The 16121-nt window shown below is 60.3% G+C and carries 17 protein-coding genes; 12 read left to right on the plus strand and 5 right to left on the minus strand.

Annotated elements, in window-relative coordinates; all coding sequences use genetic code 11:
- Positions 1-61: 61 nt before the first annotated feature.
- From SJY33_RS06965 to SJY33_RS06980, 4 genes are all read right to left on the minus strand, one after another.
- Positions 62-781 (minus strand): molecular chaperone, encoded by a 720-nt coding sequence (locus SJY33_RS06965; protein ID WP_379921903.1) that lies wholly within the window; start codon positions 779-781, stop codon positions 62-64.
- An 11-nt stretch (positions 782-792) separates the two neighbouring features.
- Positions 793-1200: a spore coat U domain-containing protein gene (locus SJY33_RS06970; protein WP_379921904.1), complete on the minus strand. Its 408-nt coding sequence runs from the start codon at positions 1198-1200 to the stop codon at positions 793-795.
- Between the two features lie 281 nt (positions 1201-1481).
- Positions 1482-1835 (minus strand): ArsR/SmtB family transcription factor, encoded by a 354-nt coding sequence (locus tag SJY33_RS06975; protein WP_379921906.1) that lies wholly within the window; start codon positions 1833-1835, stop codon positions 1482-1484.
- Positions 1832-2482: a peroxiredoxin gene (locus tag SJY33_RS06980; protein WP_379921907.1), complete on the minus strand. Its 651-nt coding sequence runs from the start codon at positions 2480-2482 to the stop codon at positions 1832-1834. Before SJY33_RS06980 ends, SJY33_RS06975 begins: the two co-directional genes overlap by 4 nt.
- Positions 2483-2555: 73 nt before the next feature.
- Here SJY33_RS06980 and SJY33_RS06985 point away from each other — a divergent pair, with 73 nt between their 5' ends.
- From SJY33_RS06985 to SJY33_RS07010, 6 genes are read left to right on the plus strand one after another with little or no spacing between them, the layout of a single operon-like run.
- On the plus strand, positions 2556-3488 hold the full coding sequence (locus SJY33_RS06985; protein ID WP_379921908.1) for an MBL fold metallo-hydrolase: 933 nt from the start codon (positions 2556-2558) through the stop codon (positions 3486-3488).
- A 2-nt stretch (positions 3489-3490) separates the two neighbouring features.
- Entirely contained in the window at positions 3491-3949 is a 459-nt protein-coding gene (locus SJY33_RS06990) for a YeeE/YedE family protein (protein WP_379921909.1), read from the plus strand.
- Positions 3946-4365 carry a DUF6691 family protein gene (locus SJY33_RS06995; RefSeq protein ID WP_379921910.1) on the plus strand — a complete coding sequence of 140 codons (420 nt, stop codon included), beginning with the start codon at positions 3946-3948 and terminating at the stop codon, positions 4363-4365. Before SJY33_RS06990 ends, SJY33_RS06995 begins: the two co-directional genes overlap by 4 nt.
- Positions 4365-4784, plus strand: coding sequence for a TIGR01244 family sulfur transferase (locus tag SJY33_RS07000; protein ID WP_379921911.1), 420 nt, complete (start codon positions 4365-4367; stop codon positions 4782-4784). Before SJY33_RS06995 ends, SJY33_RS07000 begins: the two co-directional genes overlap by 1 nt.
- A gap of 27 nt (positions 4785-4811) precedes the next feature.
- Positions 4812-6038 (plus strand): FAD/NAD(P)-binding oxidoreductase, encoded by a 1227-nt coding sequence (locus tag SJY33_RS07005; RefSeq protein WP_379921912.1) that lies wholly within the window; start codon positions 4812-4814, stop codon positions 6036-6038.
- 4 nt (positions 6039-6042) lie between these two features.
- On the plus strand, positions 6043-7800 hold the full coding sequence (locus SJY33_RS07010) for a SulP family inorganic anion transporter (protein WP_379921913.1): 1758 nt from the start codon (positions 6043-6045) through the stop codon (positions 7798-7800).
- A gap of 85 nt (positions 7801-7885) precedes the next feature.
- On the opposite strand, the gene SJY33_RS07015 is transcribed toward SJY33_RS07010, so the two are convergent.
- Positions 7886-8920, minus strand: a complete 1035-nt coding sequence (locus SJY33_RS07015; protein ID WP_379921914.1) for a response regulator — start codon at positions 8918-8920, stop codon at positions 7886-7888.
- Between the two features lie 231 nt (positions 8921-9151).
- Between SJY33_RS07015 and SJY33_RS07020 the strand changes: the two genes are divergently transcribed.
- From SJY33_RS07020 to SJY33_RS07045, 6 genes are read left to right on the plus strand one after another with little or no spacing between them, the layout of a single operon-like run.
- Positions 9152-11119 carry a methyl-accepting chemotaxis protein gene (locus SJY33_RS07020; protein ID WP_379921915.1) on the plus strand — a complete coding sequence of 656 codons (1968 nt, stop codon included), beginning with the start codon at positions 9152-9154 and terminating at the stop codon, positions 11117-11119.
- A 44-nt stretch (positions 11120-11163) separates the two neighbouring features.
- On the plus strand, positions 11164-11421 hold the full coding sequence (locus SJY33_RS07025) for an STAS domain-containing protein (RefSeq protein WP_379921917.1): 258 nt from the start codon (positions 11164-11166) through the stop codon (positions 11419-11421).
- Positions 11418-13568 (plus strand): chemotaxis protein CheA, encoded by a 2151-nt coding sequence (locus SJY33_RS07030; protein WP_379921918.1) that lies wholly within the window; start codon positions 11418-11420, stop codon positions 13566-13568. Before SJY33_RS07025 ends, SJY33_RS07030 begins: the two co-directional genes overlap by 4 nt.
- The gene (locus SJY33_RS07035) at positions 13568-14461 is read left to right on the plus strand and encodes a CheR family methyltransferase (RefSeq protein ID WP_379921919.1); all 894 of its coding nucleotides are present in this window, start codon (positions 13568-13570) and stop codon (positions 14459-14461) included. The genes SJY33_RS07030 and SJY33_RS07035 overlap by 1 nt, the downstream gene beginning before the upstream one ends.
- Entirely contained in the window at positions 14458-15543 is a 1086-nt protein-coding gene (locus SJY33_RS07040) for a chemotaxis response regulator protein-glutamate methylesterase (protein WP_379921921.1), read from the plus strand. The genes SJY33_RS07035 and SJY33_RS07040 overlap by 4 nt, the downstream gene beginning before the upstream one ends.
- Positions 15540-16109, plus strand: a complete 570-nt coding sequence (locus tag SJY33_RS07045; RefSeq protein ID WP_379921922.1) for a chemotaxis protein CheD — start codon at positions 15540-15542, stop codon at positions 16107-16109. Before SJY33_RS07040 ends, SJY33_RS07045 begins: the two co-directional genes overlap by 4 nt.
- Positions 16110-16121: the final 12 nt, after the last annotated feature.

A 16121-nucleotide genomic window follows, 5' to 3' on the forward strand; every position in this document is an offset into this window, starting at 1 on the left:
CGAGCGCGCCGGTAATGCATGATGTCAGGCACAACCGCATGGCGCGTCCGATCAGCCCCGCTCAAGGCATCGGTCCGCGCTCGAACCTTACGGGCATGGCGTAACCGTCTTCCGCAATCGCTTTAACGCTGGTCATTCTATTTAATGGCATGTCCGTCGTGACAACGCGGCTAGCCCCGGCAAGCAAGTAAAAGCTGCCGGGCACGGCAACCGGTTCGCCAGCATCGCCGCGCAGCTCAAGCCGAGCTACCCGGGCATGCCGCGTGCCAGTATTTGAGACAATCACACCGCCATCAGAGGTAGTGGACCATTGCAAGGCGGAACTATGGCCGGGCGGTGCCCGAAACACCGGAATACTAAGCTGCAGCAACGTCTGAAGCGTGCCGGATTGTGCGTGATGGCGGGGAAGCTCGTTTACGATCAGCCGATAAGTTGATTCAAGTGTATCGGTTTGGCCGGGCAAGCTGCAGCGAACCAGTTTCTTCGTTCCTGCAGGGATGGTGACGATCGACGGATTGACCGCGATGCGCTTTGTCTCATCAAGAGCATCCGTACCATCTGCGTCCTGATACCAGCGAAAACCGCGCACCTGCACCATGACATCCTGATTGCCGTCATTGCCGATCGTCAACGAACAGAACTGCTGGTCCGCAGCAACCTCCACCCGAACCGGGAGCACACTGAGCGATCCGGCGTGAGCCATGGGAGTCTGCATGGCCGCGATTGCAGCCGCAAGCGGCGCAATTTTGGCAAGAGTTTTGCGCATCATCGCTGCGACCATGGTGACCCTCCTTAATAACTGACAGTGATGGTGACGGTATCTGTGTAAGCGCCGACAGCCACGGCCTGCTGGGCGGGCACCCGTCCATAAACCGTAAGAATCGAGGGAATGAGGCCCGCCGTCGCCGCGACAGGGGTGTCAGTGCCAGGCGTGTTGCCCCAGTTCACCGATCGCCCCGCATCCTGATACAATCCGTAGCCGAGCCGTTCGCTGCCACTTGCCATCTGCCGGGAATTCACCGTTGCTCCCGATGCGATACCAGCATTCAGACCCACGGTAAAAACCGTGCCCGGGGTGCATGTCACCGTAATCGAAGTGGCAGCATCGGTCGGACTTGGCGCCGTGGGATCATAGGTTCCAAAGGCCAGGTTGTTCGCGGCTACAATGCAGGCTTCGACAACCGTTGCGGAAACATCCATGGTTGTCTGCGCTGTCTGCGCCGATGCTGCGAAAGGTGTAAGAGCTAAAACAACCCCAAAGGCTGCGGGCAGTTTCCATTTCATTCTACTTCTCCGCAGATCATTTTGCGCAGACAGTAGTGGGTGAAATTTAAGGCGCCGCCTTCTCGCGGCTAGGGATTAACCCCTGTGTGAAACCACGTTTGCGCCAATGCTGAAACTATTGCGGCGTCATATTTGGCTGACGCCTTATCACCACGTTCCCGATCGTTGCGAGGTGCGCAAAAGTGCAGTAGTTGACCTCAGAACATCCGGGCAAAATTCGCGGCGCCCGGTGCTGATACAGTCGTGGCCTGCGTCTCGGCCCCCAGTCTTTCTGCCCGCTTCGGCACGAACGCGGAAATCGCGTTTAACACGGCGACGATCTGCGTATCGGCAATGGTGTAATACACAAGCTTTGCGTCCTTGCGCGTATCCACCAGCCCCGCCTTGCGAAGCACACCAAGTTGCTGGGACAGACCAGGCTGTGTGATACCCGTCACCTGTTCAAGTTCGCCCACATTCCGTTCGGCGCCCGCCAAGCTTGTCAAAATCCGAAAGCGCAAAGGGTGCGCCAGCGCCTTCAAGGCTTCGATCGGTTCGTCATCGTCAATCATGATTGCTTACCATTTTCGCCCAAAAGCCATCCGCTGACATCGGATGCCGCAAACACATCATCAAGATTGTGAGACGGGGGCTGAAGCATCGCATCTCCCGCCTGCCAGTTTGCCGGTGCCAACGCGTTCTGTGCATCAACCGCCTGTAACCCGTCGATGATACGCAGCATTTCGGGTATTGAACGGCCCAAATTGACAGGATAGCAGGTCATCGCCCGGATGATGCCTTTGGGGTCGATGAAGAATGTTGTGCGCACTGTGGCACTGTCATTATCTTCGGCAGACACCATGCCATAAGCCCGACCGATGACGAGTGTGGGATCCTCAACGATGGGAAACCGAACCTCTACGTCAAACGTATCGCGGATCATTCGCAGCCACGCAAAATGCGAAAACAGGCTATCGACCGATAGCGCCATCAGCCCGCAATCGCGCGCGTCGAACGCTGCGGCATTTTGTGCAAGCGCAACAAATTCTGTCGTGCAGACCGGTGTGAAATCCGCCGGGTGCGAAAACAGCACAAGCCATCGCCCCCGCTGAGCCGAAAGCCGCACGGCGCCGACAGTGCTGCGAGCTTCGAAATCGGGCGCAAGGTCGCCAATTCTAAGGCCTGCACACGGCGGACCTGGGTTGCCTGTCTGGATCATTTCCCCCTCGTAGCACTTGACACCACAATTGCAATACATATACATGATTTATGAAATTGAACGGAGAAGAACGATGAAAAAGCCTGATCCGGTTCTCGAACTGGCGACCGAGCATGTGCTTCGTGCTGCCGCGAACGATGCTTTGCGTCCTGAAATCGAAAGTTTCTTCGACCCCTCGACCTTCACGGTCACCTATGTCGTTCATGACCCAGCCACCCGTGAAGCCGCGATTATCGATTCGGTGCTCGACTTCGAGCCGAATTCAGGGCGAACGGCGACAGCCTCATCCGATAAGGTGGTCGATTACATTGCAAAGCATAATCTGAAAGTGACATGGTTGCTGGAAACCCACGCGCATGCTGATCACTTTTCTGCCGCACCATACCTTCAGGAAAAACTTGGAGGAAAAATAGCGATCGGCGCGGAAATTACGACAGTACAGGACGTATTCGGCAAACTGTTCAACGCTGGCACTGCGTTTGAACGCGATGGGTCGCAATTCGACGTCCTGTTTGAAGATGGCGATACGTTCACGATTGGGCAGATCCCGGTCGTGGTCATGCACGTCCCCGGTCACACGCCAGCGGATATTGCCTATGTCGTCGGCGACGCCGTTTTCACCGGCGACACCATGTTCATGCCCGATTATGGCACCGCCCGCGCTGATTTTCCTGGGGGCAACGCCCGCAAGCTGTTCCGTTCGCTGCGTCGCATTCTTTCACTTCCGCCCGAAACCCGGCTGTTCCTTTGTCATGATTATCTGCCCAAAGGACGTACGACCTACGTGTGGGAAACCACCGTGGCCGCCGAGCGTGAAGGCAACATTCATGCGCACGACGGCGTGAGCGAGGATGAGTTCGTTCAGATGCGCGATGCGCGCGATGCCACGCTTGATATGCCGCGGCTCATCCTGCCAGCAGTTCAGGTAAACATGCGCGCAGGGCACATGCCGCCGCCTGATGACAATGGGGTCACCTACCTCAAGATCCCGATTAACGCCGTATGACGATGCTGTCTTACCCCCTCCCCGGCTTTCCCGATAGCACCCCGCTGGCCGGTTTGGCCGGCGGAGTGCTGATCGGAATTGCAGCGGCATTGATGCTGCTTGGTGCAGGACGGATCGCTGGCGTATCGGGCATCGCTGCACGCGCATTTGGCCTTTCCGAAGGATCTCAGCCGCGTCTGGGAGCGTGGGCCTTTGTTGTCGGCCTGCCGCTTGGTGCGTTCATCATCACAAGTATGTCCGGGGCGGAAATTCCCCCTTTTGCCAATCCTGCGACCCTGATCATTGCTGGCCTAATTGTGGGTATCGGAACACGCCTTGGCAGCGGCTGTACAAGCGGTCACGGGGTGTGCGGAATGAGCCGTCTGTCGCAGCGTTCTCTGGTCGCAGTGGCAACCTTTGTGGCAACGGGCTTTGCGACGGTGGCTGTTATGAACGCACTCGGTATCGAGGTTCTGTCATGATCCGCGACCCCATCGTATCACTTGCGTCAGGCACGATATTTGGCGCCGGTCTGACGATAGGCGGCATGACGGACCCCGCGCGGGTGCGCGGATTTCTTGATCTGTTCGGAAATTGGGACCCGACGCTGGCGTTTGTCATGGGCGGCGCAGTGCTAATCATGGCTGTTGCCTGGACGTTTCAGCGCAAGATGATGCGCCCCTTCTTCGCGGAGGGCTTTGCGCTTCCGGATCGTACGGACCTGACAGGAAAGCTGATCGGCGGGTCGGCGCTTTTTGGCATTGGCTGGGGCATAGCGGGCCTGTGTCCCGGCCCCGGTTTTGCTGCGTTAGCGATTGCTCCCGTTTCGGCAGCCATTTTTGTCGCTGCGCTGCTGATGGGCATGACAATTGTGCGCCTTGTGGAAGGAAAGTCGTGATGGATCTGCGTAACGTATCGGATTCCTTTGTGGTTGCCGCTCAAATGCAACCGGCGGACCTGGCCGCGTTGGCGGGTGACGGTATTACAAGTGTGATCTGCGCAAGGCCCGATAACGAAGAACCGGGCCAGCCTTCTTTGGACGCCATGCGGCAAGCTGCGCAGGATGCGGGACTTGCATTCCATCATATCCCGGTTGCTGGCGGGGAATTCCCCGACGCTGCCGTTGCCGCATTCGCCGCCGTTCGCCGCGGTACACCAGGCAAGGTGCTGGGATATTGCCGCAGTGGCATGCGGGCAGTCACGCTTGACGCGCTCGCCAATATTGAAGGCATCAGCGCACAGGACCGGATCGAAAGCGCGGCGCGGGCCGGATACGACATTTCGGCGGTGACCGAACGTTTGGCGCGCAGCGCTTAGTCCGCTTGCCGTAGAAAAGGATCGAACATGCCGTCCACTTCGCACAGCATTCTCATCATCGGCGGGGGTTCAGCGGGAATTGCCGCTGCGGCCTCGATCCTGAAGCGCCGCCCGGGCATCGACATCGCGATTGTCGAGCCTTCGGACACGCATGCGTATCAACCCGGCTGGACGATGGTGGGCGGCGGTGTGTTCGATGTGGCCACCACGGTCCGCCCGATGGCAAGCGTGATGCCTAAGGGCGTGCGATGGATCAAACAGGCCGCAGTTAGCTTCCAGCCTGAAGACAATCAGGTCACACTCAAGGATGGCGGCACGGTCGGCTACGATGTGCTGGTGGTTGCTCCCGGTATCCGTCTGGCGTGGGAAAAGATCGCAGGCCTGACCGAGACGCTGGGCCAAAACGGCGTGACATCAAATTACCGCGCCGATCTTGCGCCTTACACCTGGGAACTGGTGCAGCAGCTACGCGGCGGAAAGGCGATCTTCACACAGCCTGCAATGCCGATCAAATGTGCCGGCGCGCCGCAAAAAGCGATGTATCTCGCCTGCGATCACTGGCGCCGTGCCGGTGTGCTGGACAATATCCAGGTGGACTTCCGCAATGCCGGCGGCGTCCTGTTCGGCGTGGCCGATTATGTCCCGGCTCTGATGGAATATGTGGGCAAATACGGCATCAACCTCGAACTCGGCAGCAATCTTGTCGCGGTCGACGGCCCTGCCCGGTGCGCGACCTTCGCCACCACCTCAGGTGAGATCACGGTGGATTTCGACATGATGCACGTGGTCCCACCGCAGGTTGCACCGCAATGTCTTGCCGACAGCCCGCTGGCCGCGGACAGCGGGTTTGCCGATGTCGATCAGCATACGCTGCAGCATGTGCGTTACCCCAATGTCTTTGCGTTGGGCGATGGCGGCTCTACCCCCAACGCCAAGACTGCCGCCGCCGCGCGCAAACAGGCGCCTGTCGTGGCTGTGAACGTCCTGCGCCAGCTGGATAGCAAGGGTCCGGCCGCCGGGTACGACGGTTACGGTTCATGCCCACTGACGGTGGAGCGGGGCAAGATTGTGCTGGCGGAGTTTGCCTATGGCGGAAAGCTGGCGCCCAGCTTCCCAACCTGGCTGCTGGATGGGACGAAGCCAGCACGGCTATCATGGATGCTCAAAGCCGATGCACTTCCTTGGATCTACTGGAACGGGATGCTGAAAGGCCGGGAATGGCTCGCTGGGCCCGGCGGTTTGATCGCGCAGTAACACCATGTTTTCACGGTATTTCCCGATCCTCGAATGGGGGCGCACCTATGATCGCCCTGCCCTGACCAGCGATCTGATGGCAGCGGTGATCGTCACCATAATGTTGATCCCGCAAAGCCTCGCCTACGCAATGCTGGCGGGCCTGCCGCCGGTGGTGGGACTTTACGCATCGATCCTGCCACTGTTTGCCTATGCCGTGTTTGGAACCAGCCGCACACTGGCGGTGGGTCCGGTCGCCGTAGTCTCTTTGATGACGGCAAGCGCGGTGGGCGCGATTGCGACGCCGGGCACGGCTGAATATTGGGAAGCGGCGATCACGTTGGCCGCGCTATCAGGCGTGATGCTGGTTGTGCTGGGACTGCTGCGGCTGGGCTTTCTTGCCAACCTGCTTTCGCATCCGGTCATCAGCGGCTTTATTTCCGCCAGCGGCATCCTGATTGCGACCAGTCAGTTGAAGCACATCCTTGGCGTGAAGGCTGGCGGCGAAACCTGGCCCGAAATGTTGGAAGGCCTAGCCCGTGCGATTGCGAACACCAATGCAGCCACGCTTGCCGTTGGTGTGCCAGCCACGTTGTTCCTGTTCTGGGTACGGAAGGGATTGAAGCCCGCGTTGCAACGTCTTGGTCTAAGCCCGCGCGCAGCGGAGATGGTAGCCAAGGCCGGGCCGGTAGCCGCCGTGGCAGCATCAATTCTGGCAGTTATTGGCTTTGAGCTGGAAGGCCGCGGCGTATCCGTTGTGGGCGCCATCCCGCAGGGTCTTCCGCCCTTTGCCCTCCCATTAACAGAACCCGGCCTGCTTCAGGCGCTATGGGTGCCCGCGTTGCTGATTTCTATCATCGGTTTTGTCGAAAGCGTTTCGGTAGCTCAGACGCTGGCAGCCAAGCGGCGACAGCGCATTGCGCCGGATCAGGAGCTGATCGGATTGGGCGCGGCCAACCTCGCCAGCGCCTTCTCGGGCGGCTATCCGATCACGGGCGGCTTTGCGCGTTCGGTGGTCAATTTCGATGCCGGCGCGCAGACGCCCGCTGCAGGCGCCTATACTGCAGTCGGCATTGCGCTGGCATCCCTGTTCCTCACGCCGCTGTTGTTCCACCTGCCCCACGCCACGCTTGCCGCTACCATCATCGTCGCGGTGCTGAGCCTTGTCGATGTGAAGACGCCCAGGGTGCTCTGGGGCTATTCGAAAGCCGATTTCACCGCCCACGCCGCAACGATCATTTTCACGCTGGTCGCCGGGGTCGAGATGGGCGTGATCGCTGGCGTGGCGGTTGGACTCATGCTCTACCTGTGGCGCGCAAGCCGGCCCCATGCCGCTATCGTCGGACGGGTGCCGGGAACACAGCATTTTCGCAATGTCGAACGGCACAAGGTGCTGACCCTTCCCCATTTCCTGACGATCCGGGTCGATGAAAGCCTGACTTACCTCAATGCCCGCTGGCTTGAGGAATATGTTTTGGAACAGGTGGCAGAGCGCCCTGCCCTGCGTCACGTCGTTCTGATGGCCAGCGCCGTCAATGCGATTGACGCTTCAGGACTGGAAAGCCTTGAAGCGATCAATCACCGCCTTGTGGCGGGCGGTATAGTGCTACACCTGTCCGAAGTGAAAGGCCCCGTCATGGATCGCCTCAGACGCAGTCATTTTCTTGATGACCTATCCGGCGACGTGTTCCTGTCGCAAGACAATGCTTTTGCCGAACTGGCCCTGAGAACGGGCGAGATTGCGGATCCCCCCGATCCATTGGAAGCCCGGGGGCTGATCTGACCGGTCGAAACGGCATTGCATCCCACTCAAGGACCATTGCATTCGACATTTCCAAGGATGTCATCAATGACGGCGTCCGGCCATATCAGGAACTCATGCAGGTTTGATCAAGTATCCAGCCTGCCACCGCTTCCTGCCGCAGATCGGCGATTTCGATCCCCAGTCCGCGGACCGCATCGTATCGGTCGCGCGGGGCATAATCGGCGGGTCGTTGCACAAACACGCGGCCTTTGGTTTCTGCAAGGATTGAGAGACCCCGCACCCCGTCAGCACCGTTTCCGGTCAACAATCCGCCCAAGGCAGGCATGCCGCTTCGTGCAAGGCTCCCGAACAGCAGGTCTGCCGAAGGTCGGCAGCCGTTAACGGGATCGCGTTCGATCAGGCGAAGCCGCGGCGGTGTTCCCGGCTCGATAATGACGTGGCGGGTGGGGTCGTACGCCAGCCAAACCTTGCCAATTTCCATTGCGACACCATCGACCGCATCTCCGAGTTGACATGGCAGGGAATGACGCATGGCCCGCATGGCGTTTTCGACCACGTCCGCTTCGGCATCGAACAGCACGATCGTGGGCGGGCATCCGGCGTCATAAGCGGCCAGCACCTCCCGTGCGCCCTCAATCCCGGCGGCGCCGCACGCAAGCGCAACAATCCGCCCATCGCTGCAATAGGCCGCGCCCGAATTTTGTCCGGTCGCAGCGTCGTTTCCGCCGGGCTTCAGTTCGCCCGCTGCTGCCTGTATCACGATATCGCCCAACTGCCGTACCGTGGCGTCAAATTCTTCGCGCGACGTGTGCAGCGGTTTGGGGAAACAATGCACCGCGCCGAGCTCCAGGGCGCGGCGCGCGGTGCCGGTTCCGGCCTGCGTGATGCTGGACAGCATAATGACAGGCATCGGCCGGTTAGCCATGACCTCTTCCAGAAATTCCATCCCGCTCATGCCCGGCATTTCGACATCGAGCGTAAGGACATCGGGCTTGAGCGTTTCAAGCTGGTCACGTGCTTCATCGGCGTTCTTGGCCGTGCCACACACCGTAACGCCTTTGGCATTGTCGAGAATGTCGCAGAACAAGGCGCGCATGGCTGCGGAATCGTCGACCACCATTACCCGGACATTGGCCATGCTTTGGTTAGCCTTTCGCTTTAGTTCCTGATCAGGCCACATCGGCCAGACAAACGCAGGGGCGCCTTACCACAGAGCCTCTATCGCAAAGCCGCCAACAATTTTTCTCAAGAGCGCTACGGGCTTGCGCATAGGGGGTCGGAAAAGGCGCCTTATCTGCATCACGGTTAGCGACCACCCTGCAAATCCGGCCCGATCGGCGCATCGCCGTAGGCTGCAGCAGGGTAAGCCATGATGACGATCGAACGATATTCGCGACTTGGTGCGATGGCCTTGGGAGGCTTGGTCGCGGCGATCCTTCTATTGGCAATGGTTGGCCTTAATCACGTCAGAAATGGCGGTGCGCTCGATCGTGAAGAGCAGATGCTGTCCGATTTTCGTGCCGATATCCTGCCTCCGCCCATGTTTCTGGTCGAAGCGTTTGCCAATGCCAGCATCATGACGGTTCATCGCGATTCCGTTGCCATGAACGATGAACGGTTGGCGAAACTCGAAAAGGAATATTGGGACGCGGAGCGCCGCTGGATGCAGAGCACGATCGACGATGGCATTAAAGTGGCTATCACCGAAAACGCGCAAGGCAACGGCAAGGCGTTCTGGGATGAAATCAACCAATCGCTTAAACCTGCCGCCAGGCGGCGTGATCAAGCTGCGCTGGTTGCCTCGCACCGCCGCCTGCTAGGGCACTATCGCACGCACCGGGCGGCGATTGCAGCGATGGTGCAGCAAAGCGAAAGTCTGAGCGCATCGGTCGCTGACGAAAACGGCGTCACGTTGATGTTCATTGTCCTGAGCATCGGCGTGGCTGGTTTGGGGGTTCTGGGGGTTCTGGCAGGGGCGTATCTGGCGTTCCGCCGCAAGGTGCTGGTCCCGCTCAGTGTTACCGCCGAAACCATGCGCGATATGGCGGCGGGCAACCACGATGCCCGAGTTACGACGCGGCACCGCGGGGATGAGATCGGGATCATGACCCGCGCCATCGAAGATTTTCGGGACGCTCTTAAAGCCGACAAGGCACGATCCGCGGCGCAGCGGGATGTTGTCGAAACGCTGTCCAGCGCACTGGACAGGCTGGCCGAGGGCGATCTGACGCACCGCATCACGGTCATGCCGAGCCCCGAACACGAACGTTTGCGAACCGCCTTCAACGCCTCTGTCGCACGATTGGAAGGCATGATTGCCGCCGTGCGCACGGCGGCCAATGGCGTGCGCACCAGTTCGGACGAAATCCGTGCTGCTTCGGAAGACCTGGCGCTGCGCAACGAACAGCAAGCGGCCAGCCTCGAAGAAACCGCCGCCGCCGTGGGCGAGGCGACCGGTCTTACACGCCGCTCTGCGGAAAATGCCGTAACCGCGCGCACTGCCATAGCCCAGACCCATCAGCAGGCCGCCGATGGCGGGATCGTCGTCGGTAAAGCCGTCGCAGCGATGGGCGCGATCGAACAATCAGCACGCGAGATCACGCAAATAATCGATGTCATCGATGGTATTGCGTTTCAGACCAACCTGCTTGCACTTAATGCCGGGGTCGAAGCGGCACGCGCTGGCGAAGCGGGCAAGGGTTTCGCGGTCGTTGCCAACGAAGTGCGCGCGCTCGCCCAGCGCTCTGCCGAGGCAGCACAAGGCATCAAGACGCTCATCGGCAAGTCCACCGCGCATGTCGGCGAAGGCGTGCAACTCGTGGGGGAGACCGGAACCCTGCTCGCCGAAATCGTCGCGCAAGTGGGGGCTGTTACCGAACAGGTCACCGATATTGCCGAAACCACCGCGTCCCAGGCCACCAATCTGGAACAGGTCAACGCCACGGTCGGAACGATCGACCGGATGACCCAGCAGAACGCTGCTATGGTCGAACAATCCACTGCCGCGACCCGCAGTCTCGCCGCGGAAGCCCAGCGCCTGGGCGAACTGGTGACGCAGTTTCATGTCAGCGGACAAGATCACCCACTGGGGGCCGCGGTCACAATGGCGGTCACGCCCGTATCCCCTGCGGCCACAGCGGTTGCAGTGACGCCTAAACGCGTCAGCCCGGCAACGTCAGCGCCCACAGTAAATTTCGTATCGCCGACCACGCGCAATTCGCCCTCCCCCCAGCCGAAACCATTACCGCCGCGCATTGAAGGCAACCTTGCCCGAAAGCCTGCCCCGGCAACGCCCCCCGCCGTGTTCGCCGACGATGACGACTGGAGCGAATTCTAACCCCTTGCCGCCCGTCAGCCCTTCGACCGCAAAGGCACGCACCCATGATGACGCTTCCCTCGATATGCGACCGCAGCGCGGCCATCGCTCTTTACCCTGAACTGGCAGAATTGATCGGAGCAGTGCCGCTTGCGATCGATGCATCCCGTGTCGAAAAGATCGGTCAGGCCATGCTGCAACTGCTGGTATCGGCGGCGCGCAGCGAAGGCGGCATTACAATCCATAAGCCCAGTCCCAGTTTTTCCGCAGCAGTGATCCTCGCCAAGCTCGATCACGTTGTGATGGAGGGCGTGGCAGCATGACCGAAGACGATATCAAGCAGATCTTTTTCGTCGAATGCGAAGAGTCTCTTGAGGCGGCTGAAGCCGGGCTGGCCGCCTGCCGCGAAGGAACGCATGATTCCGAGACAATCAACGCCATTTTTCGTGCGGTCCATTCGATCAAGGGCGGTGCGGGCGCCTTCGGGCACACCGCACTGGCAGCCTACACCCACGGATTTGAAAATCTTCTGGGCGAAATTCGTGAAGGCGTCGTGGCGCTGCATGCCGATCTTGTCGATCTGCTGCTTCTGGCGCTGGATTGTTTGCGCGATCACGTTGAGGCTGCCCGCGGCAATGGCGCAGCGCCCGATGATGCTGATCTGCTGGCGCGGCTGGAAGGTGCGCGGGCTGGCAACAACATTGCAGCGCCGCATTCGGAACATGAGCCCGCATCTGCCCCTGCATCCTCCTTCGATGATCTTGATGCGCTGCTGGATGAGCTGGCCAGCCCCATTCCTGCTTCGATCAATACCGCTGCGCAAAGCGATACACCCAACGCAGCAGATGGTTGGCTAATTCATATTCGTCCTCATGCCGGGGCGATGACCAAAGGGAGCGAGCCTTTGCTGTGGCTGCGCGAACTGACCGATCTTGGCGGCACCTGCGAAGTATGCGACCTGAACGCCGTTCCGACAATCGACCAATTGGCGGTTGAGCAAGGGTATCTCGGCTGGACATTCCGCATGCCCGGACACGTGGCCCAAGACACCGTGGCGGACATTTTCGATTTCGTCGGGGATGACGTTGCAGTGGCTTATGGATCGGCGGCAACGATACCGGCCCCGCGTATCGCCGCACCATTGGCGCCTGTGGCAACTGACAACACGCAGTGCGCTCCTGCCAAGCCCGACCGCGATGCGGGCGCACCCATGGTGGCAGCGTTAACGGATGCCGCGGTCGCCACCACCACACCGCCCGCCGCGGCTACGGCTACCCAATCAGTGCGGATTGACCTGAAGAAACTCGACATCCTTATCGACGGCGTTGGCGAGCTGGTGATTGCACAGGCCATGCTGGCGCAAAGACTGACAAATGAAAACCTTGCCCATGTCGAAGAGCTGGCTCTTATCGAGACGCTGGTACGCGATATTCAGGAACACGCGATGGCATTTCGCGCGCAGCCGATCAGTTCGGTGTTTGGCCGCGTCCCGCGTCTACTGCGTGAACTGGGCGCAAGCACGGGCAAGCACGTCAAACTGGAAGTTGCCGGTGAAACCACCGAGCTCGACAAGACGGTTATTGAACGCCTGTCCGAACCGATGACGCACCTGATCCGCAATGCGGTGGATCATGGTATCGAAAGCCCTGAAGAACGCCGTGCAGCAGGCAAGGACCCCGAAGGAACCTTGACACTTTCCGCTGAACAAAAGGCGGGCCGCATCATCATCCGCATTGCCGATGATGGCCGCGGCATTGATCGTGAGCGTGTTCTGGCCAAGGCCATCGCCAACGGCCTGGTTGCCCCTGATGCGCAATTGTCCGACGATGACATCAACCTGCTCATCTTCGCACCCGGTTTTTCCACCGCCGCGCAGGTTTCCAACATATCGGGCCGCGGGGTTGGCATGGATGTCGTCAAGCAGAACGTGAAGGAACTGGGAGGACGTATCACGATCGCAAGCACGCCGGGAAAGGGCACCGCCTTTGTACTGGCCTTGCCCCTGACACTGGCCATCTCGGATGGCATGATTGTGCAGGTCGGCGATCAATCGCTGGTGATCCCGCTTACGCACGTTATCGAAAGCCTTCGTCCCACTCCTGACGATGTAAAGGGCATGGGCACAGACGCGCGCGTTCTGAATGCGCGTGGCAGCTTTGTGCCCATCATTCCGCTAGGCCTGCTGACCGGCGCGCACGATGCGGTCGCAAACCCCTGCGATGGTGTACTGATTCTGGTGGAAACCGAAGGCCACGGCCGTGCAGCGCTTCTGGTTGATGCCATCACCGATCAACGGCAGTTCGTCATCAAGGCGCTGGATGCACATTACCGACAAATGGACAGCGTCGCAGGTGCGACCATCTTGGGCAATGGCAAGGTGGCGCTTATTGTCGACGTGGACTTCATTGCCAGCAGCGCAGCGCGAAGCCTGAATGGTGGGGCGGCAGGCGCGATGGCGGTCGCGGCCTGATGACACCCGCCCGGTCAACCGAAATGGCATCCGAAAGCATGATCCCCGGCGTCAGCCCGGCGATTTACAGTGAAACCGATTTTCGCCGGATCGCCGATCTTCTTCATGGCAAAACCGGTATCGTTTTGTCCGAACGCAAGCGCATGCTGGCCTATTCGCGTCTTGCCCCGCTCGTGCGGCGCAGCGGGCTGACAAGTTTCAGCGCGTTTCTGGATAACCTTGCCAGCCAGCCCGACATCCTGACCGATGTCATCACGGCTCTGACCACGAACCACACCTATTTTCACCGCGAACCGCATCATTTCGGACATTTCGAGACAACCTTGCGCACCGATCTGGTCGCGCGTGCGCTTGCCGGTGATACGGTGCGGATCTGGTCGGCAGGATGTTCCAGCGGCGAGGAGATCTGGACGCTTCTGATGGTGCTGCTTGGCCCGGGTCGTGATGCAGGCATGCAGATCGCCCGCAGCAAGGTTCTGGCCCTGGCTAGCGACATCTCCGTCAGCGCGCTGACAAGCGCCAAGGCCGCCACCTACCCCGCCGCCGCGCTCGACGCGATGCCCGACACTTTGCGCCGAACCTGGTGCGTGCCGACCCTCACCGAAGGGGAACCGCGTCTCACCATCGATCCTGCCGTGCAGGCGATGGTGCGCTTCCGGATGCTCAACCTGATGGAGGAGTGGCCCATGCAGAGCGCGTTCGACGTTATTTTCTGCCGTAACGTGATGATCTATTTCGACGCCGCCACCAAAGAACGTCTCGTCGAACGCTTTGCCCACCAATTGAGGCCGGGCGGTTATCTTTACATCGGCCACTCCGAACGCGTCAGCGGGGCTGCGTCTGCCATGTTGGAGCCTGTCGGCCCGACGATCTACAAACGAACCGCGCGATGAGCATCCGCGTCCTGATCGTCGATGATTCCCCGTTGATGCGCGCCCTGTTGCAGCATCGTTTGGAACGTGAACCCGATGTTACGGTGGTCGGCACCGCTGCACACGCCGCAGAAGCCCGCCAGCTGATGAAAACGCTCGATCCTGATGTGGTCACGCTGGATATCGAGATGCCGGGAATGGACGGCTTGTCCTTCCTGGAAAAAATCATGCAACTGCGCCCAACCCCTGTCATTCTGGTATCGGGCGCCACCGAAGCCGGTGCAAGCGCGACCGCCCGTGGTTTGCAGCTGGGCGCCGTCGGCTGCATCGCCAAGTCGAAGCTCAGCATGGCGCCGGGTGCAACCGACGACGATGGTCTGGCGGATATCGTGCGAGAAGCGGCAAAAATGCGGATTGGCACCAACCAGTCCCCAATCCCCCGGCCCCACCCCGCTCCGCGCAAGTCGCCAGAGGTCATGAACGCCGTTGGTCAGGTGGCAAGCACACGGCCCGATGTCATCGTCATCGGCGCATCGACCGGTGGGGTCGAAGCGCTGCACACGCTTTTGGGCGATTTTCCGGAAGATTGCCCACCGACGCTTATCGTACAGCACATCAACGGGTGCTTTGCAGGAGCGATCGCGCAATCTTTTGATCGTGCCGTGCGTCCGCGTGTCATGCTGGCGCAAAGTGACATGCCGCTCGAACGAGGCACAGTCCTGCTCGCACCGGGTAACGAACGCCATTTGCAGGTAGCGGCAGGCGGTGCGCTGGGGCTGCGCTGCGTGCTGCGCGAAGGTGATCTGCAAAGCGGTCATCGCCCCAGTGTCGATCGCTTGTTCGCATCGCTCGCCGCAACGCTGGGCGCCAACCACGGCACCCGTGCTCTGGGCGTGTTGCTGACTGGAATGGGCCAGGATGGCGCGCAAGGGATGATGCAGCTCGCCAGTATCGGGGCGCATACGATTGCCCAGAATCAGGAAAGTTGCGTGGTCTTCGGCATGCCGCGTGCCGCGATCGAGCTGGGCGCAGCGCGCGAAGTCCTGCCGTTGGACCGCATCGGTTCCGCCATCTTCGCGTCCGCAAAGGCTCCCGCATCATGACAGCCGCTTTTCCGCATGATGCCGCAATGATGGCCCCGGCCGCCGTGGTCCGAGTGACGATCGTTCAGGGCGAAGCCAAGGCAAGCGCCAGTCCGCAGGTGGAAATGAGCACCATTTTGGGAAGCTGTGTTGCAACCTGTTTGTTCGATCCGGTTGCGCGGGTCGGCGGGATGAATCACTTCCTGCTGGCCGAGCCACCGTCCCACGTGCGCAATCAGGCCTTCGATAGCGATTATGGCCTGTTTCTGATGGAACTGCTGATCAACGAAATGCTCGGCCTTGGCGCGCACAAAAACCGGATGCGGGCGCGATTGTACGGCGGTGCGAACCTCAACCCCGATCTCAGCCCGATCGGCACCGCCAACGCGGCCTTTGCCCGGCTGTTTCTTCGTCGTGAAGCCATCCCCTGCGTCTTTGAAGATCTTGAGGGCACACAGGCGCGGCGAATTCAGTTTCGACCGGCCAGCGGGCAGGTCCGCGCCCGGCTGGTGCCAGCCGAAACCGCACCTACGCAAAAACCTCTGGGGCGACCGCAATCGGCGCTTGGGACGGTCGAGCTATTCTGACCCAAATGGAGC

It is taken from the genome of Erythrobacter sp. R86502, assembly GCF_042466465.1.
Classification (GTDB): domain Bacteria; phylum Pseudomonadota; class Alphaproteobacteria; order Sphingomonadales; family Sphingomonadaceae; genus Erythrobacter.

Coding starts and splice junctions, on each gene's coding strand:
- SJY33_RS06965 (WP_379921903.1), bottom strand. CDS start 781: ATGGTCGCAGCGATGATGCGCAAAACTCTTGCCAAAATTGCGCCGCTT.
- SJY33_RS06970 (WP_379921904.1), bottom strand. CDS start 1,200: ATGGATGTTTCCGCAACGGTTGTCGAAGCCTGCATTGTAGCCGCGAAC.
- SJY33_RS06975 (WP_379921906.1), bottom strand. CDS start 1,835: ATGATTGACGATGACGAACCGATCGAAGCCTTGAAGGCGCTGGCGCAC.
- SJY33_RS06980 (WP_379921907.1), bottom strand. CDS start 2,482: ATGATCCAGACAGGCAACCCAGGTCCGCCGTGTGCAGGCCTTAGAATT.
- SJY33_RS06985 (WP_379921908.1), top strand. CDS start 2,556: ATGAAAAAGCCTGATCCGGTTCTCGAACTGGCGACCGAGCATGTGCTT.
- SJY33_RS06990 (WP_379921909.1), top strand. CDS start 3,491: ATGCTGTCTTACCCCCTCCCCGGCTTTCCCGATAGCACCCCGCTGGCC.
- SJY33_RS06995 (WP_379921910.1), top strand. CDS start 3,946: ATGATCCGCGACCCCATCGTATCACTTGCGTCAGGCACGATATTTGGC.
- SJY33_RS07000 (WP_379921911.1), top strand. CDS start 4,365: ATGGATCTGCGTAACGTATCGGATTCCTTTGTGGTTGCCGCTCAAATG.
- SJY33_RS07005 (WP_379921912.1), top strand. CDS start 4,812: ATGCCGTCCACTTCGCACAGCATTCTCATCATCGGCGGGGGTTCAGCG.
- SJY33_RS07010 (WP_379921913.1), top strand. CDS start 6,043: ATGTTTTCACGGTATTTCCCGATCCTCGAATGGGGGCGCACCTATGAT.
- SJY33_RS07015 (WP_379921914.1), bottom strand. CDS start 8,920: ATGGCCAATGTCCGGGTAATGGTGGTCGACGATTCCGCAGCCATGCGC.
- SJY33_RS07020 (WP_379921915.1), top strand. CDS start 9,152: ATGATGACGATCGAACGATATTCGCGACTTGGTGCGATGGCCTTGGGA.
- SJY33_RS07025 (WP_379921917.1), top strand. CDS start 11,164: ATGATGACGCTTCCCTCGATATGCGACCGCAGCGCGGCCATCGCTCTT.
- SJY33_RS07030 (WP_379921918.1), top strand. CDS start 11,418: ATGACCGAAGACGATATCAAGCAGATCTTTTTCGTCGAATGCGAAGAG.
- SJY33_RS07035 (WP_379921919.1), top strand. CDS start 13,568: ATGACACCCGCCCGGTCAACCGAAATGGCATCCGAAAGCATGATCCCC.
- SJY33_RS07040 (WP_379921921.1), top strand. CDS start 14,458: ATGAGCATCCGCGTCCTGATCGTCGATGATTCCCCGTTGATGCGCGCC.
- SJY33_RS07045 (WP_379921922.1), top strand. CDS start 15,540: ATGACAGCCGCTTTTCCGCATGATGCCGCAATGATGGCCCCGGCCGCC.